The 26,728-nt window shown below is 65.6% G+C and carries 27 protein-coding genes and 1 tRNA gene; 11 read left to right on the forward strand and 17 right to left on the reverse strand.

Annotated elements, in window-relative coordinates; all coding sequences use genetic code 11:
* Positions 1 to 11: 11 nt before the first annotated feature.
* From dnaA to mutM, 4 genes are all read right to left on the reverse strand, one after another.
* Positions 12 to 1,421, reverse strand: a complete 1,410-nt coding sequence (gene dnaA, locus PSA7680_RS04830; protein WP_217808322.1) for a chromosomal replication initiator protein DnaA — start codon at positions 1,419 to 1,421, stop codon at positions 12 to 14.
* A gap of 676 nt (positions 1,422 to 2,097) precedes the next feature.
* On the reverse strand, positions 2,098 to 2,361 hold the full coding sequence (rpsT, locus tag PSA7680_RS04835) for a 30S ribosomal protein S20 (RefSeq protein ID WP_085867539.1): 264 nt from the start codon (positions 2,359 to 2,361) through the stop codon (positions 2,098 to 2,100).
* 196 nt (positions 2,362 to 2,557) lie between these two features.
* The gene (locus tag PSA7680_RS04840) at positions 2,558 to 3,334 is read right to left on the reverse strand and encodes an enoyl-CoA hydratase (protein ID WP_085867540.1); all 777 of its coding nucleotides are present in this window, start codon (positions 3,332 to 3,334) and stop codon (positions 2,558 to 2,560) included.
* Between the two features lie 63 nt (positions 3,335 to 3,397).
* Entirely contained in the window at positions 3,398 to 4,249 is an 852-nt protein-coding gene (gene mutM / locus PSA7680_RS04845; protein ID WP_085867541.1) for a bifunctional DNA-formamidopyrimidine glycosylase/DNA-(apurinic or apyrimidinic site) lyase, read from the reverse strand.
* A 95-nt stretch (positions 4,250 to 4,344) separates the two neighbouring features.
* On the opposite strand from mutM, the gene ubiE reads away from it, so the two are divergent.
* Positions 4,345 to 5,091: a bifunctional demethylmenaquinone methyltransferase/2-methoxy-6-polyprenyl-1,4-benzoquinol methylase UbiE gene (gene ubiE / locus PSA7680_RS04850; RefSeq protein WP_085867542.1), complete on the forward strand. Its 747-nt coding sequence runs from the start codon at positions 4,345 to 4,347 to the stop codon at positions 5,089 to 5,091.
* 3 nt (positions 5,092 to 5,094) lie between these two features.
* Positions 5,095 to 6,627: a 2-polyprenylphenol 6-hydroxylase gene (ubiB, locus tag PSA7680_RS04855; protein WP_085867543.1), complete on the forward strand. Its 1,533-nt coding sequence runs from the start codon at positions 5,095 to 5,097 to the stop codon at positions 6,625 to 6,627.
* Here the strand turns inward: ubiB and PSA7680_RS04860 are convergent.
* The 5 genes from PSA7680_RS04860 to PSA7680_RS04880 all read right to left on the reverse strand — a co-directional run bounded on the left by PSA7680_RS04860 (position 6,616) and on the right by PSA7680_RS04880 (position 12,729).
* The gene (locus PSA7680_RS04860; protein ID WP_085867544.1) at positions 6,616 to 7,458 is read right to left on the reverse strand and encodes a phosphotransferase; all 843 of its coding nucleotides are present in this window, start codon (positions 7,456 to 7,458) and stop codon (positions 6,616 to 6,618) included. The genes ubiB and PSA7680_RS04860 overlap by 12 nt on opposite strands.
* Positions 7,459 to 7,529: 71 nt before the next feature.
* Positions 7,530 to 9,116: a GMC family oxidoreductase gene (locus PSA7680_RS04865; protein WP_085867545.1), complete on the reverse strand. Its 1,587-nt coding sequence runs from the start codon at positions 9,114 to 9,116 to the stop codon at positions 7,530 to 7,532.
* Between the two features lie 49 nt (positions 9,117 to 9,165).
* The gene (locus tag PSA7680_RS04870) at positions 9,166 to 10,374 is read right to left on the reverse strand and encodes a BaiN/RdsA family NAD(P)/FAD-dependent oxidoreductase (protein ID WP_085867546.1); all 1,209 of its coding nucleotides are present in this window, start codon (positions 10,372 to 10,374) and stop codon (positions 9,166 to 9,168) included.
* A 62-nt stretch (positions 10,375 to 10,436) separates the two neighbouring features.
* On the reverse strand, positions 10,437 to 11,717 hold the full coding sequence (locus tag PSA7680_RS04875) for a glycosyltransferase (protein ID WP_139838556.1): 1,281 nt from the start codon (positions 11,715 to 11,717) through the stop codon (positions 10,437 to 10,439).
* 103 nt (positions 11,718 to 11,820) lie between these two features.
* Entirely contained in the window at positions 11,821 to 12,729 is a 909-nt protein-coding gene (locus PSA7680_RS04880) for a hydrogen peroxide-inducible genes activator (RefSeq protein ID WP_085867548.1), read from the reverse strand.
* 145 nt (positions 12,730 to 12,874) lie between these two features.
* Between PSA7680_RS04880 and katG the strand changes: the two genes are divergently transcribed.
* Positions 12,875 to 15,049: a catalase/peroxidase HPI gene (katG, locus tag PSA7680_RS04885; RefSeq protein ID WP_085867549.1), complete on the forward strand. Its 2,175-nt coding sequence runs from the start codon at positions 12,875 to 12,877 to the stop codon at positions 15,047 to 15,049.
* A gap of 58 nt (positions 15,050 to 15,107) precedes the next feature.
* On the opposite strand, the gene PSA7680_RS04890 is transcribed toward katG, so the two are convergent.
* From PSA7680_RS04890 to PSA7680_RS04915, 6 genes are all read right to left on the reverse strand, one after another.
* Entirely contained in the window at positions 15,108 to 15,368 is a 261-nt protein-coding gene (locus PSA7680_RS04890) for a hypothetical protein (RefSeq protein ID WP_085867550.1), read from the reverse strand.
* Positions 15,369 to 15,395: 27 nt separating this feature from the next.
* Positions 15,396 to 15,704, reverse strand: a complete 309-nt coding sequence (locus tag PSA7680_RS04895; protein WP_085867551.1) for a hypothetical protein — start codon at positions 15,702 to 15,704, stop codon at positions 15,396 to 15,398.
* 161 nt (positions 15,705 to 15,865) lie between these two features.
* Positions 15,866 to 15,941: transfer RNA gene (locus PSA7680_RS04900), tRNA-Thr, on the reverse strand.
* 48 nt (positions 15,942 to 15,989) lie between these two features.
* Positions 15,990 to 17,582 carry a heme biosynthesis protein HemY gene (locus PSA7680_RS04905; RefSeq protein ID WP_085867552.1) on the reverse strand — a complete coding sequence of 531 codons (1,593 nt, stop codon included), beginning with the start codon at positions 17,580 to 17,582 and terminating at the stop codon, positions 15,990 to 15,992.
* Between the two features lie 6 nt (positions 17,583 to 17,588).
* Positions 17,589 to 18,965 (reverse strand): mitofilin family membrane protein, encoded by a 1,377-nt coding sequence (locus tag PSA7680_RS04910; RefSeq protein WP_085867553.1) that lies wholly within the window; start codon positions 18,963 to 18,965, stop codon positions 17,589 to 17,591.
* Positions 18,966 to 19,026: 61 nt separating this feature from the next.
* Positions 19,027 to 19,746 carry a uroporphyrinogen-III synthase gene (locus PSA7680_RS04915; RefSeq protein ID WP_176244079.1) on the reverse strand — a complete coding sequence of 240 codons (720 nt, stop codon included), beginning with the start codon at positions 19,744 to 19,746 and terminating at the stop codon, positions 19,027 to 19,029.
* A 138-nt stretch (positions 19,747 to 19,884) separates the two neighbouring features.
* On the opposite strand from PSA7680_RS04915, the gene tsaD reads away from it, so the two are divergent.
* The 6 genes from tsaD to PSA7680_RS04945 all read left to right on the forward strand — a co-directional run bounded on the left by tsaD (position 19,885) and on the right by PSA7680_RS04945 (position 23,434).
* The gene (gene tsaD / locus PSA7680_RS04920; protein WP_085867555.1) at positions 19,885 to 20,982 is read left to right on the forward strand and encodes a tRNA (adenosine(37)-N6)-threonylcarbamoyltransferase complex transferase subunit TsaD; all 1,098 of its coding nucleotides are present in this window, start codon (positions 19,885 to 19,887) and stop codon (positions 20,980 to 20,982) included.
* Positions 20,979 to 21,941, forward strand: a complete 963-nt coding sequence (locus PSA7680_RS04925) for an NAD(P)H-dependent glycerol-3-phosphate dehydrogenase (RefSeq protein ID WP_085867556.1) — start codon at positions 20,979 to 20,981, stop codon at positions 21,939 to 21,941. Before tsaD ends, PSA7680_RS04925 begins: the two co-directional genes overlap by 4 nt.
* 4 nt (positions 21,942 to 21,945) lie before the next feature.
* Entirely contained in the window at positions 21,946 to 22,218 is a 273-nt protein-coding gene (locus tag PSA7680_RS04930) for a YciI family protein (protein WP_085867557.1), read from the forward strand.
* Positions 22,218 to 22,637, forward strand: coding sequence for an EVE domain-containing protein (locus PSA7680_RS04935; RefSeq protein ID WP_085867558.1), 420 nt, complete (start codon positions 22,218 to 22,220; stop codon positions 22,635 to 22,637). The genes PSA7680_RS04930 and PSA7680_RS04935 overlap by 1 nt, the downstream gene beginning before the upstream one ends.
* A gap of 109 nt (positions 22,638 to 22,746) precedes the next feature.
* A complete protein-coding gene (locus tag PSA7680_RS04940) occupies positions 22,747 to 23,142 on the forward strand; it encodes a DUF1761 domain-containing protein (protein ID WP_085867559.1) in 396 nt (131 codons plus the stop codon).
* 1 nt (position 23,143) lies between these two features.
* On the forward strand, positions 23,144 to 23,434 hold the full coding sequence (locus PSA7680_RS04945) for a DUF4377 domain-containing protein (protein WP_085867560.1): 291 nt from the start codon (positions 23,144 to 23,146) through the stop codon (positions 23,432 to 23,434).
* 77 nt (positions 23,435 to 23,511) lie between these two features.
* Here the strand turns inward: PSA7680_RS04945 and PSA7680_RS04950 are convergent, their stop codons facing one another.
* Positions 23,512 to 23,853 carry a DUF2853 family protein gene (locus PSA7680_RS04950; protein ID WP_085867561.1) on the reverse strand — a complete coding sequence of 114 codons (342 nt, stop codon included), beginning with the start codon at positions 23,851 to 23,853 and terminating at the stop codon, positions 23,512 to 23,514.
* Between the two features lie 177 nt (positions 23,854 to 24,030).
* Positions 24,031 to 25,419, reverse strand: a complete 1,389-nt coding sequence (gene ahcY / locus PSA7680_RS04955) for an adenosylhomocysteinase (RefSeq protein ID WP_085867562.1) — start codon at positions 25,417 to 25,419, stop codon at positions 24,031 to 24,033.
* A gap of 168 nt (positions 25,420 to 25,587) precedes the next feature.
* Here ahcY and PSA7680_RS04960 point away from each other — a divergent pair, with 168 nt between their 5' ends.
* Together PSA7680_RS04960 and PSA7680_RS04965 are read left to right on the forward strand one after the other, a co-directional pair.
* Positions 25,588 to 26,187 (forward strand): HD domain-containing protein, encoded by a 600-nt coding sequence (locus PSA7680_RS04960; protein WP_085867563.1) that lies wholly within the window; start codon positions 25,588 to 25,590, stop codon positions 26,185 to 26,187.
* Complete coding sequence (locus tag PSA7680_RS04965) at positions 26,180 to 26,665, forward strand: GNAT family N-acetyltransferase (RefSeq protein ID WP_085867564.1); 486 nt, start codon at positions 26,180 to 26,182, stop codon at positions 26,663 to 26,665. The genes PSA7680_RS04960 and PSA7680_RS04965 overlap by 8 nt, the downstream gene beginning before the upstream one ends.
* The last annotated feature ends 63 nt before the right edge of the window (positions 26,666 to 26,728 follow it).

A 26,728-nucleotide genomic window follows, 5' to 3' on the forward strand; every position in this document is an offset into this window, starting at 1 on the left:
CCCTGTTTCACCTAGGCCTCAAGGCTTCGGCGCAACAGTTCGAGGTCTTCCGCGATCTGGTGATCGTGGCCCTTCAACTCCTCGATGCGCTTCACCCCGTGCATGACGGTGGTGTGATCGCGCCCGCCGAAGCGGCGGCCGATCTCGGGCAAGGAGCGGCTGGTAAGCTGCTTGGAAAGATACATGGCCACCTGGCGGGGCCGGGCGATGGTGCGCGCGCGCTTGGGCCCGATCATCTCGGACAGGCGGATGTTGTAGTGTTCGCTCACCTTGCGCTGGATTTCCTCGATGGTGATCTTGCGATCCGAGGCCCGCAGGATGTCGGCGAGGCAGTCCTGCGCGAGATCGAGCGTGATCTCCCGGCCCACGAGCGAGGCGAAGGCGAAGAGCCGCGTCAGCGCGCCTTCCAGAACCCGCACGTTCGTCGAGATGCGGTGGGCCAGAAATTCGAGGATGCCCGGCGCCAGCACCAGGTCCGGATACTGCTTGCGGTATTGCTCGACCTTCTGCTGAAGGATGCCGAGGCGCAGTTCGTAGTCCGTTGGATGCAGATCCACCACGAGGCCGCTCTGCAGGCGGGATTTGATCCGCTCTTCAAGATCCTTGATCTCACCCGGCGCGCGATCGGCGGAGATGATGATCTGCTTGTTCTGGTCCACCAGAGCATTGAACGTGTGGAAGAATTCCTCCTGCGTGCTGTCCTTGCCGGCGATGAACTGGACGTCATCCACCATCAGCACGTCCACGGCGCGGAACAGGCTCTTGAAGTCCATCATCTTCTTCTCGCGCAGCGCCTGCACGAAGCGATACATGAACTGCTCCGCGGAAAGATACACGACGTTCAGATCCGGACGGCTGGTCTGAAGCTCATGTGCGATCGCGTGCATGAGGTGGGTCTTGCCGAGTCCGACGCCCCCGTAGAGGAACAGCGGATTGAAGGTGACGGGGCCCCCTTCGGCAACGCGGCGCGCGGCGGCATGGGCCAGTTCGTTGGGCTTGCCGACGACGAAGCTGTCAAAGGTGAAACGGGAATCCAGAGGAGCGCCCGGCAGGCCGGAGTCATCGGAGCGCAGGGCCGCGCTGGCCGCTTTCGCGACGGAGCGTTCGGACGTCGGCTTCTGTTGCGCCACCATGGAGTCTCCCTTGGCCTTGGAGCCGGCCTGTGCGGCGGGTGCCGCAGACGTGGGCACGACGAATTCGATGCGGCTCACCGGCGCACCGGCCTTGTTGAGATGGTGCCGGATCTGATCGCCGAAGTTGCGCGACACCCAGTTGCCGATGAAGCTCGTCGGGACGTTGAACGTGGCGACGCCGCTGTTCAGATCACGGAAAACAAGCGGCTCGATCCAGTTGGTAAAGTTGCTCCGCCCGATTGATTTCTGAAGTTCATTCTTGACCTGTCCCCACGTCTCTTCTGTCATTTTGTCCGTCCGCGTTTTTTGGTTCTTTTTGACCCGTATCACTCGTCGCCCCCGCAGCAGCCTTGCGGGAAAATATCTTGCGCCACGCCTCTCGGGTGCGGAAAGCAAAAGCCATCCGTGGGCCGAAACGGTGTTTCGGCTGCCCTGGCCTGCCTCAGACCATCGAGCCCTCTTCCGCGATAACAGCCACATCCCCCAATCCGGAACGGACTGGTTGCAACCGGCGGCAAGAGCCATTTTCATTATGGACATGTGAAGGGTAATGACCGCGCAATACCCGCGCGTTTATCCCCTTCAGATCGGTGTGGAACGGCGCAGACCGAACCCTATTCCGACACTTCCGCATCTGGCACTTCCGGCTCGAGCCACCCAATTTCGGCGGTGGTTTCGATGATCCGGAGCGGCAGCCCAGGTGCGTCTCATGTCCCCCCAAGACGATGTGAATCGCAGGACCGAAGCTAGCGCGGGCCAAAGCCGAGTCGCAACGACTCTTCAGCCTTGACTCCGAAGTTGGCGAAAGCGAATCCCGTGCCCCTGCGGAAGGTGTGGTTTTTCTGCCGCGTTGCTGCAAATGCGAACTTCGTTGGCGCAAAAGGCAAAAGAAAAAAGGGCGCCCGAAGGCACCCTCTTCAACGTCTGATTCCGCGGCCTCTCAGGCCGTGGAAGTGCGCCTTTCTCAGGCCAGCGCCTTCACGCGGGCGGACAGGCGGGACACTTTGCGCGCAGCGGTGTTCTTGTGGACGACGCCGCGGGAAACGCCGCGCATCAGCTCGGACTCGGCAGCGCGGAGAGCGGCCTGGGAAGCGGCCTTGTCGCCGGAAGCGATGGCTTCCTCGACCTTGCGCAGGAAGGTGCGGATGCGGGAGCGACGTGCCTTGTTGATGGCAAAGCGACGCTCGTTCTGACGAGCGCGTTTCTTGGCTTGAGGCGAATTGGCCATGGATCTGTTACCCTTCGTAGGTTCGGTGCTTTCTCACGCATGCAGACGCCCGAACGGGTTCCCCGAGTGGGGTTGATCCAGCCAGAGCGGGCTACACGCGCATGTATGGCGGGGGCTTCTAAAGGGATTCCCGGGCAAATGCAAACGGGAAAATCCGCCCCGGGGCATGCGCCCGAGGCGGCGGCCTCCCGAAGGCCTACTTGTCGCGGAACTGCGGTTCGCGCTTTTCGAGGAAGGCGTTCATGCCCTCCTTCTGATCTTCGGTCGCGAAGAGCGCGTGGAAGATCCGGCGCTCGAACAGAAGCCCCTCGGCGAGCGTCGTTTCATAGGAGCGGTTCACCGCCTCCTTCACGACGGCCGTGGCCAGCGCGCTTTTCTCGGCGATCTTCTGGGCGGCGCCCAGCGCCTCCTCGATGAGTTTCTTGGCAGGCACCACGCGCGAAACGAGCCCGGCGCGCTCCGCTTCCTCCGCATCCATGAAACGGCCCGTCAGATGCATGTCCATCGCCTTGGACTTGCCCACGAAACGCGTCAGCCGCTGGGTGCCGCCGATGCCGGCCACGACGCCGAGATTGATCTCGGGCTGGCCGAATTTCGCGGTATCGGCGGCGATGATGAAATCACACATCATGGCAAGCTCGCAGCCCCCGCCCAGCGCGTAGCCGGCAACGGCGGCGATGATCGGCTTGCGGGTTTTCTGCAGCTGTTCCGTTTCGGTGCCGAAGAAATCCGAAGTGAACATTTCGACGAAGGATTTCTCCGCCATCTCCTTGATGTCTGCCCCGGCGGCGAAGGCCTTCTCGGAACCGGTCAGAACGATGCAGCGCACCTTGTCGTTCCCATCGGCTTCCTTCAGCGCGGTCGCGAGCTCTCCGAGAAGCTGGGAGTTGAGGGCGTTGAGGGCTTCGGGTCGGTTCAGGGTGATCAGCGCCACGTGGTCGCTGATGTCGACATTCAATGTCTCGAAGGCCATGAAATCCTGCCAGATTGGTTTCGTCAGGACCGATTCCTTACCAGTCTCACCCCCCGGATCAAGCTATCTTTGGCATTGCGGGCAATAGAAGCTGGAGCGCCCGGACTGCACGATTCGGGCCACGGAGCCGGCGCAACCGGGGGTGACGCAGGGTTCGCCCTCCCGGCCGTAAACCCGGAAGCTGTGCTGAAAATATCCAAGTTCGCCATTGGCTTGCCGATGATCGCGCAGCGAAGAGCCGCCGGATTCGATGGCCTCGGCAAGCACCTCGCGCACGGCCGGCACCAGCGCCTCCACCCTGCTGCGCGAAAGCCTCCCTGCCTTTCTTTTCGGCGATACGCCAACCCGGTGCAGCACCTCGCAGACGTAGATGTTGCCGAGCCCCGCGACGATTCCCTGATCCAGCAGAGCCGCCTTGATTGGGGTGTTCTTCCCGCGCAGGCGCTCGGCCAGGTAGTCGGCGTGAAAGGCGTTTCCCAAGGGCTCGGGCCCCAGCACCCTGATCAGCTTGTGGACACCTTCTTCGCCGGTTTTCATCAGATCCATCGCGCCGAACCGCCGGGCATCGTTGAATGCGATGCGGGCGCCGTTCTCCATGTCGAGCACGACGTGATCGTGTTTTTCCAACGGTGCGACTTCATGGGCGAAGGTGCCGATCTTCGTGCCCGAAACCTGCATGCGCCCGGACATCCCGAGATGGATCAGAAGGGTTTCCCCGGTGGACAGATCGGCAAGAATATACTTGCTGCGACGCCGCAGCCGCTCCACCCGCGCGCCGGTCAACCGCTCCGCCATGCCCGGCGGAAAGGGCCAGCGCAGATCCGGGCGGCGCACCTCCGCCCGCAGGATCCGCCGGCCTTCCATAACCGGCGCAAGCCCCCGGCGGACGGTCTCGACCTCTGGCAATTCGGGCATTCGGGGCTCCTCGCGGCAAAAGGGGCGCATTGTAACGCTCGGGATGAACCCTATAAGAAGGGCAAGACCTCAAGGAACGGCAAGGCCCCATCAGCATGAGTCAGGAAAAAACCACCCACTTCGGCTTCAGGACGGTGAACGAGTCCGAGAAGGCCGGGATGGTGCATGGCGTGTTCACCAATGTCGCCAGCAAATACGACGTGATGAACGACGCCATGAGCATGGGCATCCACCGCATCTGGAAGGATGCGATGATGGATTGGCTCGCCCCCCGCGCCGGGCAAAAGCTGCTGGACGTGGCCGGAGGCACCGGGGATATCTCCTTCCGCTTCCTCAAGCGCGCCGGCCATGCCCATGCCACGGTGCTGGACATGACGGAATCCATGCTGGTGGAAGGCGCCAAACGGGCCGAGGCCGCAGCGATGGCCGACAGCCTCGATTGGGTCGTGGGCGACGCGATGCAACTGCCCTTCGAGGCAAATACATTCGACGTCTACACCATCAGCTTCGGCATCCGGAACGTCACCCGCATCCCCGATGCGCTCTCCGAGGCCTACCGCGTGCTCAAGCCCGGAGGGCGGTTGATGGTGCTGGAGTTCAGCCATATCCCCAACGATCTGATGCAGAAGGTGTACGATCTCTATTCCTTCAACGTGATCCCGGTGATGGGGCAGGTGATCGCAAACGATCGCGACAGCTACCAATACCTCGTGGAGTCGATCCGCAACTTCCCCGATCAGGAGACCTTCGCGTCGATGATCCGCACCGCCGGGTTCGAGAACGTGAAGTATCGCAACCTGACGATGGGCATCGCGGCGCTGCACTCCGGCTGGAAGATCTGATCGATGCGCGGCCCCCACAACATCTGGCGCCTGATCCGCACCGGCGCCACGCTCGAACGCACCGGCGCCATGCGCGTCATGCTCGACGCGATGGACGCCCCACCGCTTCTGCGCGGGCTCTACCGGGGCATCGCCTGGCCGCTGCAATGGCTTGGCGACAAGGGCGATCCCTCCCGCCCGCCGATCACCCGCGCCCTCACCGCGCTGGGCCCGGCCTACATCAAGTTCGGCCAGATCCTCTCCACCCGCCCCGACGTGGTGGGCGAGGAGATGGCCACGGAACTGCGCGTTCTGCAGGACAAACTGCCCCCCTTCCCCACCGAGATCGCCAAGAAGCAGATCGCCGAAGCGCTGGAGCAGGACCCTGACGAGATCTTCGAAGACTTCTCCGATGCCGTCGCCGCGGCCTCCATCGCGCAGGTGCACAAGGCCCGGCTGAAGAGCACGGGCGAATACGTGGCCGTCAAGGTGCTGCGCCCCGGGATCGGCAAGGCCTTCCAGAAAGATATCGACGCCTTCTATTTCGCCGCCGGCGCCATCGAGCTGCTGGCGCCCTTTTCGCGCCGCCTGAAGCCCTTCGCCGTGATCGAACATTTCGAGAGCGTCGTTCTGGGCGAGCTGGATCTGCGGCTCGAAGCCGCGTCGGCCTCCCAGTTCCAGAGCAACACCGAGAAGGACGAAGGCTTCCGCGTGGCCATCCCGCGCTGGGAACTGACGGCGAAATCCGTGCTCACGATGGATTGGGTGGAAGGCACCCCGATCGGAGACAACGCCCTGCTCGAGAAGCAGGGTTTCGATCGCGCCGCGCTGGGCGCGCGGGTGCTGCAGCTGTTCCTCAGCCACGCCCTGCGCGACGGTTTCTTCCACGGCGACATGCACCAGGGCAATCTCAAGGTCGGCCCGGACGGGGCCATCGTGGCCTATGATTTCGGCATCATGGGGCAGATCGACGAATACACACGCCGCGTCTATGCCGAAATCCTCTATGGCTTCATCAAGCGCGATTACCGCCGCGTGGCCGAAGTGCATTTCGAAGCCGGATACGTACCGGCCGACCAGGATGTCGAAGCCTTCGCGCTGGCGCTTCGGGCCGTCGGAGAGCCTATTTTCGGCATGGATGCCTCCAATATCTCCATGGGGCGGCTGCTGGCCTATCTCTTCGAGGTGACGGAGCGCTTCGGAATGGAAACCCGCACCGAGCTTCTGCTGCTGCAGCGCACGATGGTGGTTGTCGAGGGCGTGAGCCGTTCGCTTTCGCCCCATGTGAACATCTGGGAGGTCGCGCAGCCGGTGGTTGAGGATTACATCACCGTCTCCATCGGCCCCAAGGCCCTGGCCCGCGATCTGGCCAAGACGGCCCGCGTGCTGGCCCGCTTCGGCCCGCGGCTGCCGGCGCTGGTGGAAGATGCGATCGTGGCACAGGGCAACACCCCCGCCACGAAACGGCTTGCTCCCTCGCGGCGGCGCGTCGCCGGCTGGATGCTCTCGGGCGGGGCGCTTGCCTTGGCCGGGGCGTGGCTCGTCTCAGCCTTCTAGCGCGGCGATCTCCAGATCACGCGCCATTTCATACTCCGCCTCGCCCCGCCGCGCCTTCCAATCGCAGTAGGCGGCCATGCGCCAGTGGAAAAGCGGCGCGAGCCGGCGATAGCGCGCAACGATCGCCGGCGCCGGATAGGCCACAAGAAAGGCTTCCACCTCGGCTGCGGGCAGGGGGCCGCGCCCGTAGACCTGCTGCATCGCCGGCGACAGGAAGTTCGCCAGATCTTCTGCCGGATCGCCCAGTGCCGGGCACTGCCAATCGATGAAGACAGGCCCCTCCGGCGTGAGAACGATATTGGCGGGCACGGCGTCTCCGTGGATCAGGCAGCGCTCCACGGGCGGCACATCCGGAGCCTCCGGCCGCAACTTCCACAGGCAATCCTGCTTCGACCCCGCCAGGAATTGCGCCCCCATCCGGCTGATTTCTGCCGGTTTAGTGACTGATTTGCGCAAGCCGGGCCGGATCGGCAAACGATGCAGCCGCCCAAGCGCCACCGCCACCATCTCGGGCGCGGCAGCACCATGGGTGCCCGGCAGAAACTCGTAAAGGATCACCGTGCCGAGAGCACTGGCCGCCTGCCCGCGAAACCGCGGGGCAAGGCCCGTCCCCTCAAGCGCCCGGAGCGCCGTGGCTTCGGCCTCGGCATCGTTGGGGAACAGCGCGTTCCCGCGTGCCGGACGGTAGAGCTTGCAGACGAGATCGGTGCCTTCGCCGCACAGCCGCCACAGGGCGTTGGAGCGGCCCCCCGCAAGCGGAGCCCAGCGCGTGGACGGCGGAATCAGACCGCCCCGCTCAAGCTCTTCGCGCAGGATGGCCGCTGCCTCCATGGTCTCCGCCCCTCATTCGTTTCGCGGCACGCTACTCGCCGCAATGGCCGGTGCCAAGACTGGCCCGCGTGTCACCGTGCGTCTTCGAGGATCATATCGCTGGCCTTCTCGGCGATCATGATCGTCGGCGCATTGGTGTTGCCAGAGGTGATGCGCGGCATCACCGAGGCATCGGCCACGCGCAGCCCCTCGAGGCCGCGCAGACGCAGGCGTTCGTCGAGTGGGGCGTCCGGCCCCATGGCCACGGTCCCGACCGGGTGGAAGATCGTCGTGCCGATCTCTCCGGCCGCGCGCACCAGATCGGCGTCCGCATCGCTGGGATCAGCCGGCTTGAACTCCTCCGGCGCGTATTTGGCCATCGGTTCCGCCGCCATGATCCGCCTGGTCAGCCGGATCGAATCCGCCGCCACACGCTTGTCGCTCTCCGCACTCAGGTAGTTCGGCTGGATCTCCGGATGCGCCTGCGGATCGCGCGACGTGATCCGGACGTGGCCCCGGCTTTCGGGGCGCAGGTTGCAGACGCTGGCGGTGATGGCATCGAAAGAATGCAGCGGCTCGCCGAAGGCATCGAGCGAAAGCGGCTGGACGTGGTATTCGAGATCCGGCGTCGCGAGGCCATCCCGCGACCTGGCGAAGGCCCCCAGCTGGCTGGGTGCCATGGACATCGGCCCGCTGCGTTTGAGCGCATATTCCAGCCCGATCTTCGCCTGGCCCCAGAGGCTTGCGGCCATGGTGTTGAGCGTTTTGGCATTCTGCACCTTGTAGGCGCAGCGGATTTGCAGGTGATCCTGGAGATTCGAGCCTATTGCGGCGTTCTCCATCACCACGTCGATACCGAGCCCCTGCAGGAGCGGCCCCGGCCCGACACCCGAAAGCTGCAGGATCTGGGGCGATCCGATCGCGCCGGCAGCAAGAATTATCTCGCCCGCCGCCCGGGCTTCCTTCACCGCGCCGTTCTGCCGGTAGCGCACGCCCAGCGCGCGGCCATTCTCGATGATCAGCCCCTCGGCCTGCGAATGGGTTTCCACCAGCAGGTTCCGCCGGTCCTTGGCGGGCCGCAGGAACGCCTTGGACGTGTTCCATCGCCACCCCTTGCGCTGATTGACCTTGAAGTAGGCCACGCCTTCGTTGTCACCGCCGTTGAAATCCTTGGTGCGGGGCAGGCCGATGGCTTCGCAGGCGGCCATGAAGTCGTCGAGGATGTCCCAGCGCAACCGCTGGTTCTCGACCCGCCATTCGCCACCCGCGCCATGCAGATCGCTGGCGCCCTCGACGTAATCTTCGCTGCGCTTGAAATAGGGCAGCACATCTTCCCACCCCCATCCGGCATTGCCCATCTGGCGCCAGCCGTCGTAGTCGGCGACCTGCCCGCGCAAATACAACATGCCGTTGATCGAGGAGCAGCCACCCAGCACCCGCCCGCGCGGGTAGATCAGGCTGCGGCCGTTCAGGCCGGCCTCCGGCGCGGTGCGAAAGCCCCAATCCGTCCGCGGATTGCCGATGCAGTAGAGGTAGCCGATCGGGATGTGGATCCAGTGGTAGGTGTCCCTGCCCCCGGCCTCCAGAAGCAGCACCCTGTGCCGTCCGCTCGCGCTCAGGCGGTTTGCCAGCACGCAGCCCGCGCTGCCCGCCCCCACGATGATGTAATCGAATTCCATGCCAGCCTCCCGGCCCGAGCCTAGGAGGGTCCGCCGGCAACGCCAAGGCCTATTGGTTGCGGGTGGCGATCTCCGTGCCCGCGGCCCAGCCGGAGGACCAGGCCCATTGGAAATTGTAGCCGCCCAGCCAGCCCGTCACGTCAACGACCTCGCCGATGAAGAAGAGCCCGGGCACATCCCGCGCTTCCATCGTGCGGGCACTGAGTGCATCGGTGTCCACCCCGCCGAGCGTCACCTCCGCCGTGCGATAGCCCTCGGTGCCGATGGGCTTGATCCGCCAGCGGTGGAGATCCTCTGCGACGGCGCGCAGGCGCTTGTCGGACTGATCGGCAATTTTGCCAGAAATCCCCAATGATAGAGCCTTTTTTGCCGCCAGCCGCTTCGGCAGGAGATCCCCCAGAACAAGGGCGGCATCCCGGCGCCCGTTCTCCTGCCGTTTGGCGCGCAGCGCGGTGAAGGCATCCTGCTCCGGAAGCAGGTTGACCGTGATTTCCTCACCCTCCCGCCAATAGGAGGAGATCTGGAGGATCGACGGGCCGGACAACCCGCGATGGGTGAACAGCAGCCCCTCCCGGAAGGCCGCGCCTGCACAGGAAACTTCGGCCTCGCAGGCCACACCGGAGATCTCGGCAAATTCCGCCTTCATATCCTGATCGAAGGTCAGCGGCACGAGCCCGGCGCGGGTCTCCGTGACGGGCACGCCGAACTGCGCCGCAACGCGGTAGCCGAAGCCCGTCGCCCCCATCTTGGGGATGGACTTTCCACCCGTCGCCACCACGAGATTGCGCGCCGAGATCACGCCCCGCCGCGCACCCGCCACTTCCAGGCGAAACCCGCTTTCGGCCTTGGCGATGGACGTGATCTCCGTCTGCAAGGCAAGCTCGGCGCCCACCTTTGCCATCTCCTCCACCAGCATGGCGATGATCAGTTTCGCCGACTCGTCGCAGAAGAGTTGCCCAAGGGTTTTCTCGTGGTAGGCGATGCCGTGACGGGCGACGAGATCGATGAAATCCCACTGCGTGTATCGCTTGAGTGCCGATTTCGCGAAATGGGGGTTGCCGGAAAGAAAGGCGTGCGGGCCGCAGTGCATGTTGGTGAAATTGCAGCGCCCGCCACCGGAGATCCGGATCTTTTCGCCCGGTGCCTTGGCGTGGTCCAGCACCAGAACGCGGCCGCCGCGCGCCGCCGCGTGGGCGGCACACATCATGCCGGCGGCGCCGGCACCAAGGATCACGGTATCGAATTCTGCCTGTGTCATGGCGCCCTGCTACACCAGCCTGCGCATCCGGTGCCAGCCCATCTCGGCGATTCCGGCCGGCCTCACGACCTGGAGGCCGGCCCGATCGCCTCGAAGATCGCGGCGACGATCTCTTCCGTGGCCATGCTGCCGGCGAAAGTCGGGCGGCGGCGGTTCGTGGCGAGCAGGCCCGAGAGGGCCTTTTCAAACTTCTCCTCCGTCAGGTGCTGAAAGGGCACCGAGGTGCCGGCCCCCATCTCGCGGATTCGGCGGGCGTTGTCGTATTGATCGTAGCCGAAGGGCGTGACGAGCTGCGGCACGCCGGCCCGCAGGGCCTCCGCCGTGGTGCCGATGCCGCCGTGCTGCACCAGCGCACAGGCCGAGGGAAGGATCTTGTCAAACGGCGCGTAGGGCTGCCACAGCATGCCCTCCGGCAGCGGGTCCGGGAGCTGATCCCGCACATGCGTCAGGAAGACGGCACGCAACCCGAGGCGTTTCAGAACCGGAATCGCGATTGAATAGAGCCTGTTTGCCTGAAAGTTCCCGGTGCCCGCTGTAAAGACGACGGGGGCCGGGCCACTGTCGAGAAACCCCTGCAGTTCCGGGCTCACCGCCTGGCTCTTCAAGGCCTGGTAGAATATGAAATCGCCCTGCACGCGTGGCGCGGGCCAATCGGCCTGCGGCGCCGCGAACCACGTCGGGAACAGCGGCACGTAGAGATCAGCCGCTTCCTGGATATGCCCGAAGAAGGATTCCACCGGGGGCAACCCGGTTTCATGCCGAAGCGCGTTGAGCGCCGGCAGCATCGGCGCGTTGATCATCCGATCCTCCCCCTTGCGGGTGATCAAGCGCCGCAGGGCGGCGGGCATCCAGCGGCCAAAGGTTACCGGCCCCAGTTTCGGCACGCCGAAGGTTTGCCGGGTCAGGGCGGACCGAATGAAGGCCGGTTGCAGGATCGGATTGATGATGGTGATCGGCCTTCCGGCGCTGCGGGCAAGCGCCGCCGCGGGCACGAGGAACGTATGGCACAGAACGACCGGGTGTTCTTCCTTCGGCAGGGCCTCGACGAAGCGGCGGATCGCGAGCAGGTTCGGTGCGACCAGCCTGTCCCAGAAGGCGCCGGGGCCGCTGGCCTCTCCGTGGATCTTCGGATCCTTCGCCGCGCTCTTGAGTTGATCGAGATCCCCGAAGGGCGCGAAATCCAGCCCATGGTCGGCAACCATCTCGGCCAACAGCGGGGTCGTCATCAGGGTCACGCGGTGGCCCTGCGCTTTCAGGACCCGGCCGATCTCCATGTAGGGAAACACATCCCCGGCGGAGCCGATCGTCGCCAGCAAGACGTGATATGGTTTGCCCTGCCGCACTCAAGACCTCCGCTGATGAAATCATCGCTTTCAATTGCCACGAGCATCGAAAACGCGGGCGCCGAGGTCAATGGAAACTGCGCGCCAAGCGGGTCGCTGTGCCCTAAGTGCCGCGCCAGCCGAGATCCGGCGCGTGCTGGCGCAGTTGATCGGCGATCAGCCGGAAAGATTCGCCCAGAGGCGATGAGCGCCGCCAGACCATGCCGATCCGGCGGGTGGGGCGCGGCACCGGCAGACGGACGACATCCACCTGCGCGTTCCCGGCCTCGACCGCGACGGCCATTTCGGGAATGAGGGTCACGCCGATCCCGGCGCTCACCATCTGCACCAGCGTCGAAAGCGAACTGCCCTGCATCAGATCCCGGGCCGGCGCCTCGGGCAGATTGCAGAACGCGAGCGCCTGATCGCGGAAACAGTGACCCTCTTCCAGCAGAAGAAGCCGCATTTCACGCAGGTGTTCGGGGCGCGGAACCGGTTTGCCCGCATCGCACTTCGGCCGCACGAGGACGAATTCCTCCTCAAACAACGGCTCTTCATGCAAGGCCGACTCTCCGACGGGAAGCGCGACGATGGCAAGGTCGAGCCGCCCGTCGACCAGATCGGCCAGAAGGGTGCGGGTCACCGATTCACGCGGTTGCAGATCGAGATCGGGGTAGCGCGCCGACAGGCCGTTCAGCAGGCGCGGCAGGAGATAGGGCGCGATTGTGGGAATCACCCCCAGCCGCAACCGGCCCGCCAGCGGCACATGAACGGTGCGTGCCAGATCGCCGATCTCGTCCACGTCGCCGAGGATCTTGCGGGCGCGAACGGCCAGTTCCTCGCCAAGGCTCGTCAGCCGAATCTGCCGCGCGTTGCGCTCGATCAACGGCGCCCCCAACAGCGCTTCGAGCTCCTTCATCTGCACCGAGAGCGCCGGCTGCGTGATGGCGCATGCCTCCGCCGCGCGCCCGAAGTGCCCGTGGCGCGCCAAAGCCTCGAAGTATCGCAGGTGTTTCATCGTCAGACCAATCATTAGTTTTTCTTATCACCGGGATTAGAAAATACAAATTCTATTAATTCCAAATACTGCTAGGCTTCACTCGTGGCGGGCAGCTTCCTGCACCGCCTTCAAGTTTTCCAGCCGCGCCCCGGGTGCGACCAAAGCCAGGAGAGACAACATGGACGGCAACAACGTGAACACCGGCGGCAAATGCCCCATCAATCACGGCGCCCTGACCGAGAACGGCACTTCCGTCGTGGAATGGTGGCCCAAATCCCTGAACCTCGACATCCTGCATCAGCACGACACCAAGACGAATCCGATGGGCCCCGGCTACAGCTACCGCGAAGCGCTCAAATCGCTTGACGTCGACGCCCTGAAAGCTGACCTGCGCGCGCTCATGTCCGACAGCCAGGAGTGGTGGCCGGCGGATTGGGGCAGCTACGTGGGCATGTTCGCCCGTGTGGCATGGCACGCCGCCGGCTCCTACCGGCTGGCCGACGGGCGCGGCGGCGCAGGCACCGGCAACCAGCGCTTTGCCCCGCTGAACTCCTGGCCCGACAACGCCAACACCGACAAGGGCCGCCGCCTGCTCTGGCCGATCAAGAAGAAATACGGCAACAAGATCAGCTGGGCGGACCTGATGATCCTCGCGGGCACGATCGCCTACGAGGAAGCCGGGCTGAAGACCTACGGCTTCGCCTTCGGCCGCGAAGACATCTGGCACCCGGAGAAAGACGTCTACTGGGGCAGCGAGAAGGAGTGGCTCGCGCCGTCGGACAGCCGCTACGAGGATGTCGCCAAGCCCGACACGATGGAGAACCCGCTCGCGGCCGTGCAGATGGGCCTGATCTACGTGAACCCGGAGGGCGTGAACGGCAAGCCAGACCCGGCCCGGACCGCCGAACAGATCCGCGAAACCTTCGCCCGCATGGCGATGAACGATGAGGAAACCGTTGCACTCACCGCCGGCGGCCACACCATCGGCAAGGCCCATGGCAACGGCTCCGCCGAAGATCTCGGCCCCGAGCCCGAAGGCGCGGAGATCACCGATCAGGGGCTCGGCTGGATGCCCAGGAAGGGCCGCGGCATCGGGCGCGACCAGGTGGTGTCGGGCATCGAGGGCGCCTGGACGGCAAATCCCACCAAGTGGGACATGGGCTACTTTGAGATGCTCTTCGGCCACGAATGGGAACTCAAGAAATCCCCCGCCGGCGCCTGGCAATGGCAGCCCGTCAGCATCGACGAGAAAGATATGCCCGCCGACGTGGAAGATCCGTCGATCCGCACGGTGCCGATCATGACCGATGCGGACATGGCGATGAAGGTGGACCCGACCTACCGCGCCATCTGCGAGAAGTTCATGGCCGATCCGGACTACTTCTCCGAAACCTTCGCCAAGGCGTGGTTCAAGCTCACCCACCGGGACATGGGCCCGAAGGCACGCTGGATCGGCCCGGACGTGCCGCAGGAAGATCTGATCTGGCAAGACCCTGTTCCGGCCGGAAACACCTCCTATGACGTGGCTTCGGTGAAGGCGAGGATCGCGGCGGCCGGGCTTTCCGTCGCCGACATGGTGGCCACCGCATGGGACAGCGCCCGCACCTTCCGCGGCTCCGACATGCGCGGCGGCGCCAATGGCGCGCGGATCCGCCTGGCCCCGCAGAAGGATTGGGAAGGCAACGAGCCCGCCCGCCTTGCCCGCGTGCTCGGCGTGCTTGAGCCGATCGCGGCGGAAACCGGCGCGTCCATCGCCGACGTGATCGTTCTCGCAGGCAACCTCGGAATCGAGCAGGCCGCGAAAGCTGCCGGCCACGATATTTCGGTGCCCTTCGCGCCGGGCCGGGGCGATGCCACGCAGGAGCAGACGGACGTGGACTCCTTCGCGCCGCTGGAGCCGCTGGCTGATGGCTTCCGGAACTGGCAGAAGGCCGAATACGTCGTCGCTCCCGAAGAGATGCTGCTCGACCGGGCGCAGCTCATGGGGCTGACGGCAGCGGAGATGACCGTCCTGCTGGGCGGCCTGCGCGGCATCGGCGCCAACCACGGTGGCAGCAAGCATGGCGTGTTCACCCAGCGCGAAGGCGCGCTGACGCCCGATTTCTTCGCCACGCTCACCGATATGGCCTACCGCTGGGTCCCGGTGGAGGGCGGCACCTATGAACTGCGCAACCGCGCCGACGACTCGGTGGCCTACACCGCGACCCGCGTGGACTTGGTGTTCGGCTCCAACTCCATCCTGCGGGCCTATGCGGAAGTCTACGCCCAGGACGACAACGAAGCGAAGTTCGTCGCGGATTTCGTGAATGCCTGGGTGAAGGTGATGAACGCAGACAGGTTTGACCTGGCCTGACTCTACAAAAGACAGCAAGGAGGAAGCCCGGCACCAGCCGGGCTTCCGTGTTTCCGGCCTAACGCCGGTTGCGGCGCGCCCGGCAGATCAGCATCAGCAGGGCAAGGTTCACCGCCGGCGCCGCGGCACCTAAAACCGGCCGCACCGCATCGGGCATGAGGTGGCCGAGGTAGATCCAGGGCAGGCCGATCGGCAGCAGGAAGACCCCGGACAATGGATCTTTCTCCTGGCCGAACAGCCCGTAGGTGCCGACGATGAAAAGAAACAGCGCCGCTGCGTAGAAGAGCGCAAAACCGATCGTCAGGACGCGGCACGCCATGGCCGCTCAACCCAGATGCCGGCCCACCTAGAGCGTGCCTTCGTTGCCCAGGAACTCGATGGCATCCGTCGTGCCGTCGGAATAGGCGACGCACTGCCACGGCGCGCGATCGGGGCCCACACCCACGCGCACCAGCGTTCCGGCCTGCGAGAACTCCGAGCCCAGCAGCACAACGTCGGGGTTGTTGGTGGTTGCCGTCACGTCCCGAAGGCAGGCCTGCTCCGCCGCGGTGGGGCCGGCGCTGGCGGATGTTCCGCTGCCGGTATCTTCCACGCAGGCCGAGAGGGCCGCCACGGCAGGCACAAGCGCCAGAACGCCGAGTTTTCCGAACTTCATGTCAATTCCTTCCTCAAGAACGCGGGGAGATTCCCCTTTTCTGCAATGCCTTGAGGTTAGCCGGTTTTTCACATCCGTCAAAATCTGGCCGCATCATCGTGCAGGGCCGGAAAAGGAAAACGGCCAGCGCCGGGCATGGCGTTGGCCGTTTCCTTGAACCGTGGTGCCGCTGAAGGGACTCGAACCCCCGACCCCATCATTACGAATGACGTGCTCTACCAGCTGAGCTACAGCGGCGATGACGGGGCTATTACCAACCTTTTTCGGGAAGGTGTAGCCCCAAAATCATGCTTTTTCGTCTTTGCCGTTCTCCACGACTTCCGCCTCCACCACGTAGTCCGCTGCCGGGGCCGGCGGCGCGGCGGCTTCGCTTGCGGGAGCCTCGCCATTGACGACCACAGGCCCCGGCTCCTCTGCCGTGCCGGCATCCGCTTTAACCTCTCCGTTGGCTTCTTCCACCGGCTCTGATTCGGGTTCCGGGGCCTCGGCTTGCGGGGCTTCCAGCGCGCCCACGATCAGCGGCAGCATTTCCGTGGAGGCAGGCATCGCGGCGGATTTCGCCGGCGGAACCTTCCAGCTCAGGGTATCGAAACTTCCGCAGTGCAGACAGACCGGCGTCCATTCCGTATGCGGATTGGCGCAGGAATCGCACACCCACTGCGGGCCGCGGGAGGCGGTGAGCGCCTTGGTCAGCCAGCCGCGCACGGCCGAATCATCGCCGCCCTCGCCGCGTTCTATGGCCGCCATCAGGGTGAGGCTGCGCACCGTGGGATCGGCCTCGGCCAGATCGCCCAACGCCTTGCGCGCGGCGGGGAAATCCTCGGCCGCGATGTAGAGTTCAGCCAGCAGCATCTTGGTTTCAGGGTGATCGGGCTTGAGCGACGTGAGCGCCGTGAACCGCTTGATGCGGGCCTCCGGGGCCTCCTCCGGGGCGATGGCCGCGAAGGCGGCTGCCAGATCCGGGTGCGGCTGCGCCTGCCAAGCCTTTTTCAGAAGTTTCGTCGCCTGACGATGCTTGCCCCGGGCGATCTCGGCCTTGGCCGCCCTCACGGCGGCCGGCACGAGTTCCGGCGACATGCGGTTGGCTTCGAGCGCCTTGGCATGGGCGGCGTCCTCGCGCCCGTCGCGCTCGGCGTCCATGGCCTCGGACAGCGCCAGCACCGCATCGCGGCGTTTGTGCAGATCGCGCGGAATCGCGCCGTAGCGCAGCTTGGTGCTGAGGGTCTTGCGCGCGCCCTCCCAGTCGCCGGCATCGGCTTGGAGCTTCAGCACGGTATCCTGCGTCTCCACGTGCTTCGGCTTGATCGCCAGCGCCTTCTCCGCAAGCTTGAGCGCGGTTTCCGTATCACCGGCTTCGAGGCGCTGTTTCATCAACCCGCGGACACCGACGAAGCGCGACGCATCATGTTGCAGGAGCTTCTTGTAGATCTCCTGCGCCTTGCGGGTATCGCCGTTCATCTCGGCGGCCTGCGCGCTGATGAGGTTGGTGAGCTCGGGCTTGCCGAGGTATTTCTCGGCCTTGGCCGCGCGCACGGAGGCAAGCCGTGCCTCGCCGGAAGCCAGCGCCAGCATCGCGTCCGACAGCGCCTGATAGCCCCGGCGCTCGCGGCTGCGGTCGAAATAGCGGGACAGGGCGGTTTCGTCCCCGGTCAGGAAACGCAGCACCGCAACCAGCAGACCGGCCAGTTTCATCGCCAGCCAGACCAGCCCGAAAAGAATGATCATCGCGATGACGGCCTGAAGCGGGCCAAGGGTGAATTCCGTGCCGGCAACCACCAGCCGCAGGCCTTCATCGCTTTCCATCAGGAAGCCGGCACCATAGGCGAGCGCGGCGACAAGGGCGACGAAGACAAGAATTTTCAGAAGGGACCAGAGCATGGGGCGTTATCCTTGGCTTGCGTCCAGGCCCAGCGCAAACTCCTGCGCGGCCTTCACGGTATTGGCGCGGGTTCTGGCTGCATCGAGCCAGTCCGCGATGGCGGCCTTGCCCGTCTCGGGCAACTGCTCCAGTTCGGCGAGGGCGGCCTCGAGATCGCCCTGACGCAGGGCTGCTTCCGCCCGCGAGAGAATGGCATCCGGATCATCGCCTTCGCGCGGTGCGAGGCTTCTGGCCCCGGTCTGGTTGCGCAGGAAGGCCATGACCCTTTCACTCATCGTCTGGGCATTCTCGGCACGGATCGTCACGTCGAGAACCGCCCTTGCCGCTTCGGGAAACTCTTCCTGCAACCGAGACAGGGGGCGCACGCCGCTCTCCGCGGCGGCGGCGAGCGCCTCGGGCACGGGCTGCGGCGCGCTTTCAGACAGGCGAGCGACGGCCTCTGCAAAGGGTGCGCCGCTGTCCAGCGCGTGCTTGATCTCGATCAGCGAGGCGCGGGTGATGGCGGCGGCGGCTTCGGCCTTGGCGATCTCCGCCAGTTCGGCGGCCTGCTGCGCGCGCGCTTCGGCTTCGGCCTGCGCTTCGGCCGAAAGGGATTGCATCGCCGTTTTCTGCTCTTCCAGAGCGGCGCGGAGGGTTTCGAGCTCCTGCTCGTAGGCCGAGACGGCCGCCGCGGCGCCGGCAGCTTCCGTCACCGGGCGCTTCTCGGCTTCGGTGAGGCGCGAATCCACGGCTTCGAGCCCGGCATTGATGGCAGCCACCTGCGCGGCCACCTGGGAAATCTGGCCGGAGATCTCCTGCGACAGCCCGGCCTGAACCGAGGCCATGACCTCCGCAAGCTCCGCGCTGGCCTGCGGGCCTTGCGCCGAGGCCTCGGCCATGCGTGCAATCTCCTCGCGCAGCGCCGCGATCGTCTCGTTCTGGGACGCAAGGGCAGCTTCCAGCGTTTCGGTATTCTGCTGCTGCGCCGGCATCAGGAACCACGCTGCCGCGAATCCGATACCGGCCGCGACGACGCCACCCAGCAGAGCCGGGAGGACGCTGCCGCCTTTTCCTTCGCCCGCAGGCTGGGCCGGGGTCGCGGGGGCCACCGGATCAACCGGTGCCTCGGGCGCCTCGATATCGGCGACGATGGAGTCCAGTTCCTCGTCGCTCACTCCGTCGAGGGCCTGCATGTCGGCAAGGTCTTCCTCCGAGACCCCAAGCTGGACGCCATCATCGAAGCTGTCGTCCAGATCCGCGGGGTCTTCGGGTTCCAGTTCAGGTTCGTCCTTCGGTGGCAGGTCGGCCGAGGCTTCGGGCTGGTCGGGTTGCCGAGGCTCTTCCGGCAGATCCTCCGGTTTGGCACCTTCGTCCTTGTCTTGCTTGTTCTTATTGTTGGCCACGGAACAAAACCCCCTCCGACCCCTTAAATGAATCACGCCGCAGTGCGGCAGCAGGCCCACACTAGCTTGGCGACCCTGCCTGCTCAAGTTTGCCCCATGCGTCCAATAGCCCCTCGACGGCCGTGCACATGGATTCCGCGTCCGGTGCGGCGCAGGTGTGGATTTCCCCCCTGAAATCAGGGCCCAGCGCCGCCGCGACGGACGGGCTGAGGGCCACCGCCGCGGCCCGCAGGCCCGACACCTCCAGGGAAGCCCGGAACCGCCGGGCGATATGCGGCGAGAAGAGGGGCGCGATCACGTCCGCGCCCGTGATCTCGGCCACCAGGGCGCCGCTCCAGTTCTGCGGCGCCTGCCGGTAGAGCATCGTTTCGGTGATCCGGATGCCCTCCTCCGCCAGGGCCTCCGCCAGCGGGTGGCTCACCTGAACGCCGCGGGCATACAGCCCCTGCCCGGTCGGCGGATGCGCCAAAAGATGCCGGATCAGAGCCGAAACGTCGCGGGCCACATGGGCGGGCTCGTAGCCCAACCCCTGCGCGGCCTCGGCCGTTCGGGCGCCGACGCAGTAGCACGGCAGCCGCCGGGGTGCCCCCCCCAGCATCGCGGCGCCGTTCTCGGAGGTGAAAACCACGAAATCGAAGGCATCCGGATCAGGCACCGGTGCATGGGTCGGCACGATCTCCGCCAGCGGCGCCACGACGATGCGTGCGGAGCCACCGATCCTGGCCTCGAGCTGGCCGGCAAAGCGCTCCGACGCCACCCGGGGGCGCGTCAGCAGAATCACCGGCCTGCCGGCGGGGTTGTCCGGTATGTTCGGATGGTTTCGGGGCGTTGGCTCTGGCACGGTATCGCCTGCGGCATTGTCTGGGGGCCTGCCAAGTGTTACCTGCCATGGACCCTACCGGCAACTGGCACGAACCGGATGATCCAACCGCTCACTTTCCTCGGGCTCGAAAGCAGCTGCGACGATACGGCCGCCGCCGTGGTGCGCCGCCTGCCCGACGGGCGTGGCGAGATCCTGTCCAGCGTGGTGGCCGGGCAGGCCGCCCTGCACGCGGCCTATGGCGGCGTCGTGCCCGAGATCGCGGCGCGCGCCCATGCCGAGAAACTGGATGTCTGCGTGGATGAGGCGCTTTCGGAAGCCGGCTTCGCCCTCGCCGATCTTGACGGGATCGCGGTGACGGCCGGGCCCGGGCTGATCGGGGGCGTGCTCTCCGGCGTGATGTGCGCCAAGGGTCTGGCCGCCGGGGCCGGGCTGCCGCTCGTCGGTGTGAACCACCTTGCCGGCCATGCGCTCACGCCCCGGCTCACCGATGGCGTGGCTTTCCCCTACCTCATGCTTCTCGTTTCAGGCGGGCACTGCCAGTTCCTGATCGCTTCGGGGCCGGAAACCTACACCCGTCTCGGCGGCACCATCGACGATGCTCCCGGCGAAGCTTTCGACAAGGTGGCCCGCCTGCTCGGCCTGCCCCAACCCGGCGGGCCCGAAGTCGAGAGAGACGCCCAATCGGGCAATATCAGAGCCTTTTCCCTGCCCCGTCCGCTGCTGGACCGCCCCGGCTGCGACATGAGCTTTTCCGGCCTGAAAACCGCCGTGCTGCGCGCCCGTGACGGCATCGTAGCCGAAAAGGGTGGGCTCACGCGGCAGGACCGTGCCGATCTCTGCGCCAGCTTCCAGGCCGCGGTCTGCGATGTGCTGGCCGAGAAATCCCGCCGCGCGCTGGAGCAGTACCTCGAAAGCGCGCCCGAAACGCCCGTCTTCGCCGTGGCCGGGGGCGTATCGGCAAACCGCGCCATCCGGTCCGGGCTCGAGAACCTCTGCCGCGGAATGGGCGTGCGCTTCCTCGCGCCGCCGCTGACTCTGTGCACGGACAACGCCGCGATGATCGCCTGGGCAGGGCTCGAACGCTTCGTCGGGGGCGCAAGCGACGGGATGGACCTCGCCGCACGCCCGCGCTGGCCGCTCGACAGGCGAAGCCCCGCCCTGCTCGGGTCCGGCAAGAAAGGAGCCAAGGCATGAGCGTGGCCGTTCTGGGCGCCGGCGCCTTCGGCACGGCTCTCGCCATCACGATCGCTCGCGGCGGCACCCCCGTGACGCTCTGGGCACGCAGCGCCACCCACGCCGAGGAAATGGCGAACACACGCCAGAACTCCCGGCGCCTTCCCGGCGTTGAACTCCCCGAAAACGTCACTGTTACGGCTGAAATCGGCGCGATGTCCGCCAACACCCTGTTGCTGGCCATCCCGATGCAGCAGATCGCGGGCTTCCTCGCAAAGAACGGCCACCGCTTCGCCTCCGGCGCAATCGTTGCCTGCTGCAAGGGCGTCGATCTGGAAACCGGGCTCGGGCCCACGGCCACCATCTCCGCCGCCTGCCCCGGCGCGGTTTCGGCCATCCTGACAGGCCCCAGCTTCGCCATCGACATCGCGCGCGGCCTCCCCACGGCGTTGACGCTGGCCTGCCGCGATGAAGCCGCCGCCCGGCGCCTGCAGTCCACGCTCTCCACCGAGACCCTGCGCCTCTACCGCACCACCGACACCACCGGCGCTGAACTGGGCGGCGCGTTGAAGAACGTGATCGCGATCGCCTGCGGCGTCACGATCGGCGCCGGGCTCGGCGAAAGCGCCCGCGCCGCGGTGATGACCCGGGGCTTCGCCGAAATGCAGCGCCTCGCCCGTCAGCTCGGCGCCCAACCGGAAACGCTGTCCGGCCTCTCCGGCTTCGGCGATCTGGCCCTGACCTGCACCTCGGAGAAGAGCCGCAACTTCTCCTTCGGGCTGGCCCTGGGCCGCGCCGAAACCTTCGATGCCGGCAAGACGGTGGAAGGCGCCGCCACGGCGCGGGCCGTTGCGCGGCTCGCACGGCAGAACGTCGCCGAGATGCCGATCACCTCGGTGGTGGCTTCGGTTCTGGAAAACAGGATAACGATCAGGGAAGCAGTGGAAGCGCTGCTCTCCCGCCCCCTCAAGGAGGAATGACCCGATGAAAGTAGCCCTCATCGCCAAGGACAAACCCGGCGCCCTCGATATCCGCGTGGCGAACCGCCCCGATCACGTCGCCTATCTGAAATCCACCCCTGCGGTGGAACAGGCTGGCCCCCTGCTGGACGCCGAAGGCGCCATGTGCGGCTCGCTCATCATCCTCGAAGTGGCCGACATGGCCGAGGCCGAGGCTTTCGTGGCCGGCGATCCCTACGGCAAGGCCGGGCTGTTTGCCTCCGTCGAACTGATCCCGTGGAACCGGGTGATCGGCTGATGGCATACTGGCTGTTCAAATCCGAAGCCTCCACCTGGAGCTGGGAGCAGCAGGTGGCGAAGGGCGAGGCCGGCGAGGAATGGGACGGGGTGCGCAACTACCAGGCGCGCAACATGATGCGCCAGATGAAGCTTGGTGATCTCGGCTTCTTCTACCTCTCCCAGAAAGACAAGAAAATCGTCGGCATCGTCAAGGTCTGCGCCGAGGCCCACCCCGACAGCACCACGGATGATCCCCGCTGGGAGTGCGTGGACATCAAGGCCGTCGCGCCCCTGCCGCGGCCGGTGACGCTGGAGATGTGCAAGGCCGAACCCCGCCTCGCCGACATGGTGCTCGTCAACAACACCCGGCTTTCGGTGCAACCCGTCACCGAAGCCGAATGGGCGCTGATCTGCGAAATGGGCGGCTATTCCGGCTGAGTCAGCCCCTGTTTCGGCAGATGGCCACCCCGGCAGGAGTGAAAAACCCTAGGCGCGCCTGACGGGCGCGGGCATAGTTACCCCATCGTTTTCATCAGGGAGAAACGCGATGGATTTTGTGAGCGTGATCGTGGCGGCACTGGCCGCCTACGCCTTCGGCGCCGTCTGGTACATGCGCCTGGCCGAACCTTGGATGGAGGCCGCGGGCGTGGAGCGCGGCGAAGACGGTCGGCCGAAGAACGCGAAGGATCCGATCCCCTACATCACCAGCCTCCTCTGCCTGGTCATCGTCGCCGGCATGATGCGCCACGTCTTCGCTCTCGGCGGCATCGACGGTCTCGGCAAAGGGCTCGTCGCCGGCCTCGGGCTCGGCCTCTTCATCGCCACACCGTGGATCGCGACGAACTACACCTTCGCAGGGCGCCCGCGCCGGTTGATCCTGATCGACGGCGGCTACGCCACCATCGGCTGCACGGTGATCGGCACCGTCCTCGGGCTTTTCTGACATGCGCGCCGCCGCGCTCTGTCTCGCCCTTCTGCCCATTGCGGGCTGCGTATCGACGGCCCCCGAGGAAGGCGAGTTTCTGACGTTCGACATCGCGGCGGAAACCCAGCCCTGCACGGGCGTCGCCCCGATGCGCTGCCTCATCGTCAACGGTGAATATTTCTACGATCCCATCGCCGGCTACACCCACGTGGAAGGCCGGCCCGCGACGATCACCGTGCTCCGCACGCCCGCACCGATCCCGGTTCCCGCCGACGCCAGCGCCTATACCTACACGCGCGTGGACGGCTGATCCGGGCTGGAACAAGCAAGAAAAAGAGCCCCGGGAGTGCTCCTCGGGGCTCATTCGAAATACACCGTCGCAGCGCGTCAGCCGTAGACGGATTCCTTGCCGAAATGCTTCACCAGCATGTAGTAGACCACAGCGCGATACTTGTTGCGCTCGGATTTGCCGTAGGTTTCGATGACGGCGTTGATCGCGTCCATCAGTTCGGGGCCGTCGGCCAGCCCGAGCTTCTTGATCAGGAAGTTGTTCTTCACCGTTTCCAGCTCGCTTTCCTGCGTCGCCGCGACGGTGGAGGCATCGGCATCATAGATCGCCGGGCCGCAGCCGATCGTCACTTTCTCAAGCAGATCCATGTCCGGCGTCATGCCGCATTTGTTCTTCAGATCATCGGCATATTGCGCGATCAGTTCATCCCGTTTGCCCATAGGCATCCTCCCAGGTGTCACCATTGAATTCGTGACAGGAGCCTAAGCCCAAAGGGCGCATGCGCAAAAGGAAAACATCGCGCCCGTTTTCCCCCTGCGGAGCGGCGCTTCCTCTCGCATCAAATACCTCGGGGGGAGTCCCGGCAGGGACGGGGGGCAGAGCCCCCCGCCCGACCGTCAGTAGCGGTAATGCTCGGGCTTGAACGGGCCTTCCGGCTTCACGCCGATGTAGGCGGCCTGCTCGGGATCGAGCTTCGTGAGCTTGGCGCCGACCTTCGCAAGGTGCAGGGCGGCCACCTTTTCGTCGAGGTGCTTGGGCAGCACGTAGACTTCGTTCTTGTAGGCGTCGCCCTTGGTGAACAGTTCGATCTGCGCCAGCACCTGGTTGGTGAAGGAGGCCGACATCACGAAGGAGGGGTGGCCCGTGGCGTTGCCGAGGTTCAGCAGACGGCCTTCGGACAGCAGGATGATGCGGTTGCCCGAGGGCATCTCGATCATGTCCACCTGGTCCTTGATGTTGGTCCACTTGTGGTTCTTCAGCGCCGCGACCTGGATCTCGTTGTCGAAGTGGCCGATGTTGCCGACGATGGCCATGTCCTTCATCTCGCGCATGTGCTCGATGCGGATGATGTCCTTGTTGCCGGTGGTGGTGATGAAGATGTCGGCCGTCTTCACCTCGTCTTCCAGCAGAACAACCTCGTAGCCGTCCATCGCCGCCTGGAGCGCGCAGATCGGATCGACCTCCGTCACCTTCACGCGCGCACCGGCACCACGCAGGGAAGCGGCGGAGCCCTTGCCCACGTCGCCGTAGCCGCAGACCACGGCCACCTTGCCGGCCATCATCGTGTCGGTCGCGCGGCGGATGCCGTCCACGAGCGATTCCTTGCAGCCATACTTGTTGTCGAACTTCGACTTGGTCACGGAATCGTTCACGTTGATCGCCGGGAAGGGCAGCTGGCCGTTGCGCTGCAGCTCGTAGAGACGGTGCACGCCGGTGGTCGTTTCTTCCGAAACGCCGAGGATCTGGTCACGGGTCTTGGTGAACCAGCCGGGGCTCGCCGCCATGCGCTTGGCGATCTGCGCCTTGATGACAGCCTCTTCCTCGCTCGTCGGCACGGGGATGATGTCCTCGCCGGCCTCGGCGCGGGCGCCGAGCAGCACGTAGAGCGTGGCGTCGCCGCCGTCGTCGAGGATCAGGTTCGGGCCGTCTTCGAAGAGGAAGGATTTGTCGAGGTAGTCCCAATGCTCCTCCAGCGATTGGCCCTTCACGGCAAAGACCGGGATGCCCGCGGCGGCGATGGCAGCGGCGGCGTGGTCCTGGGTGGAGAAGATGTTGCACGACGCCCAGCGCACATCCGCGCCCAGCGCGACGAGCGTTTCGATCAGAACGGCCGTCTGGATCGTCATGTGCAGCGAGCCGACGATGCGCGCACCTTTCAGAGGTTTGCTCTCGCCGTATTCCTCGCGCAGGGCCATCAGGCCCGGCATTTCGGTTTCGGCAATATCGAGTTCCTTGCGACCGTAGCCGGCAAGGGAGATGTCTTTCACAATGTAATCCGCGGCCATCGGGCTGCTCCTTCACGCGATCATGTTGGGGCGCAGATAGCACCGACGCCCGCCTGCGGCAACCGGACCGCAGCATTCGCACGGCCCGAGGCTTGCACCCCGTGGCCTCTCGGGGTCTCATGACGGCAGAGTCCCGCAACGATGAAGCGTGAGTGAGAACGAACAGCCATGCCGCAACAACCCCGTGCCTGGCAGCGCATGCTCTCGGGCCGCCGCCTCGATCTTCTGGACCCGACCCCGGTGGACATCGAGATCGCCGACATCGCCCACGGGCTGGCCTTCGTGGCCCGCTGGAACGGCCAGACCCACGGCGATTTCCCCTATTCCGTGGCCGAGCACTCGCTGCTGGTGGAGGCGCTCTTCCGCGAGCTCTACCCGAAAGCCCCCGCCCGCTGGCAACTCGCCGCCCTTCTGCACGATGCACCCGAATACGTGATCGGAGACATGATCTCGCCCGTGAAAGCCGCCGTCGGGGCCGCATACGGGGAGCTCGACTCCCGCCTCACGGCGGCCATCCACATCCGCTTCGGGCTTCCGGCGGCCATTCCGGCCACCGTGAAGAAGCAGATCAAGCGGGCGGACAGGATCAGCGCCTGGTTCGAAGCCACGCAGATCGCAGGCTTCTCCGAGGCCGAGGCCACCAAGTTCTTTGGCCGCCCACCCGAGGCGATGCAGCAATCACTGAAGATCGTCCCCCGGCCGCCCGTCGAAGTCCGCGAAGCCTTCACCGCCCGCCATGCCGAATTGATGGCGGCCTGCCATGATTGAGGTGCGTCGGGCCGGGCCGGCGGATTGCTCGGGCATGGCTGAAATCCTGAACGAGATCATCGACGCCGGGGGCACAACCGCGCTGACGGAGCCGGTTTCAGCCCGGGCGTTGCGCGACTGGATGCAGGCGCCGGGCCGGTCCGCGTGGCACGTGGCCGTGAACGACGCTGGCGAGATTACCGGCTTCCAGTGGCTGGGCGACATGGATTACCTGCCGCCCGAAGCGATCGACATTGCCACCTTCGTGAAACGCGGGCAGTCCGGCCTCGGCATCGGTTCCGCCCTGTTCACGGCTACGCGCAGCGCCGCCATCTCGCTTGGCGCCACCTGGATCAACGCCAACATCCGGGCCGACAATGAGGGTGGGCTCGCCTATTACCAGAGCCGGGGCTTTCGCACCTACGATCGCTGGGAAGGCTACAGGATGGCCAACGGGCAAATCGTGGACAAGATCCTCAAACGCTACGATCTGGATTGAGGCGCCGAGCGGGTAATGAAGGCGGTGAGGGCTGTGCTGTCCCGCGGGGTGGCGCAAAGCGCC

The organism is Pseudoruegeria aquimaris, assembly GCF_900172235.1.
Taxonomy (GTDB): domain Bacteria; phylum Pseudomonadota; class Alphaproteobacteria; order Rhodobacterales; family Rhodobacteraceae; genus Pseudoruegeria; species Pseudoruegeria aquimaris.

Coding starts and splice junctions, on each gene's coding strand:
- PSA7680_RS04895 (WP_085867551.1), bottom strand. CDS start 15,704: ATGAAGTTCGGAAAACTCGGCGTTCTGGCGCTTGTGCCTGCCGTGGCG.
- PSA7680_RS04840 (WP_085867540.1), bottom strand. CDS start 3,334: ATGGCCTTCGAGACATTGAATGTCGACATCAGCGACCACGTGGCGCTG.
- PSA7680_RS04935 (WP_085867558.1), top strand. CDS start 22,218: ATGGCATACTGGCTGTTCAAATCCGAAGCCTCCACCTGGAGCTGGGAG.
- PSA7680_RS04925 (WP_085867556.1), top strand. CDS start 20,979: ATGAGCGTGGCCGTTCTGGGCGCCGGCGCCTTCGGCACGGCTCTCGCC.
- ahcY (WP_085867562.1), bottom strand. CDS start 25,419: ATGGCCGCGGATTACATTGTGAAAGACATCTCCCTTGCCGGCTACGGT.
- rpsT (WP_085867539.1), bottom strand. CDS start 2,361: ATGGCCAATTCGCCTCAAGCCAAGAAACGCGCTCGTCAGAACGAGCGT.
- PSA7680_RS04950 (WP_085867561.1), bottom strand. CDS start 23,853: ATGGGCAAACGGGATGAACTGATCGCGCAATATGCCGATGATCTGAAG.
- PSA7680_RS04890 (WP_085867550.1), bottom strand. CDS start 15,368: ATGGCGTGCCGCGTCCTGACGATCGGTTTTGCGCTCTTCTACGCAGCG.
- PSA7680_RS04930 (WP_085867557.1), top strand. CDS start 21,946: ATGAAAGTAGCCCTCATCGCCAAGGACAAACCCGGCGCCCTCGATATC.
- PSA7680_RS04960 (WP_085867563.1), top strand. CDS start 25,588: ATGCCGCAACAACCCCGTGCCTGGCAGCGCATGCTCTCGGGCCGCCGC.
- PSA7680_RS04870 (WP_085867546.1), bottom strand. CDS start 10,374: ATGACACAGGCAGAATTCGATACCGTGATCCTTGGTGCCGGCGCCGCC.
- tsaD (WP_085867555.1), top strand. CDS start 19,885: ATGATCCAACCGCTCACTTTCCTCGGGCTCGAAAGCAGCTGCGACGAT.
- PSA7680_RS04880 (WP_085867548.1), bottom strand. CDS start 12,729: ATGATTGGTCTGACGATGAAACACCTGCGATACTTCGAGGCTTTGGCG.
- PSA7680_RS04940 (WP_085867559.1), top strand. CDS start 22,747: ATGGATTTTGTGAGCGTGATCGTGGCGGCACTGGCCGCCTACGCCTTC.
- ubiB (WP_085867543.1), top strand. CDS start 5,095: ATGCGCGGCCCCCACAACATCTGGCGCCTGATCCGCACCGGCGCCACG.
- dnaA (WP_217808322.1), bottom strand. CDS start 1,421: ATGACAGAAGAGACGTGGGGACAGGTCAAGAATGAACTTCAGAAATCA.
- PSA7680_RS04860 (WP_085867544.1), bottom strand. CDS start 7,458: ATGGAGGCAGCGGCCATCCTGCGCGAAGAGCTTGAGCGGGGCGGTCTG.
- mutM (WP_085867541.1), bottom strand. CDS start 4,249: ATGCCCGAATTGCCAGAGGTCGAGACCGTCCGCCGGGGGCTTGCGCCG.
- katG (WP_085867549.1), top strand. CDS start 12,875: ATGGACGGCAACAACGTGAACACCGGCGGCAAATGCCCCATCAATCAC.
- PSA7680_RS04945 (WP_085867560.1), top strand. CDS start 23,144: ATGCGCGCCGCCGCGCTCTGTCTCGCCCTTCTGCCCATTGCGGGCTGC.
- ubiE (WP_085867542.1), top strand. CDS start 4,345: ATGAGTCAGGAAAAAACCACCCACTTCGGCTTCAGGACGGTGAACGAG.
- PSA7680_RS04905 (WP_085867552.1), bottom strand. CDS start 17,582: ATGCTCTGGTCCCTTCTGAAAATTCTTGTCTTCGTCGCCCTTGTCGCC.
- PSA7680_RS04865 (WP_085867545.1), bottom strand. CDS start 9,116: ATGGAATTCGATTACATCATCGTGGGGGCGGGCAGCGCGGGCTGCGTG.
- PSA7680_RS04965 (WP_085867564.1), top strand. CDS start 26,180: ATGATTGAGGTGCGTCGGGCCGGGCCGGCGGATTGCTCGGGCATGGCT.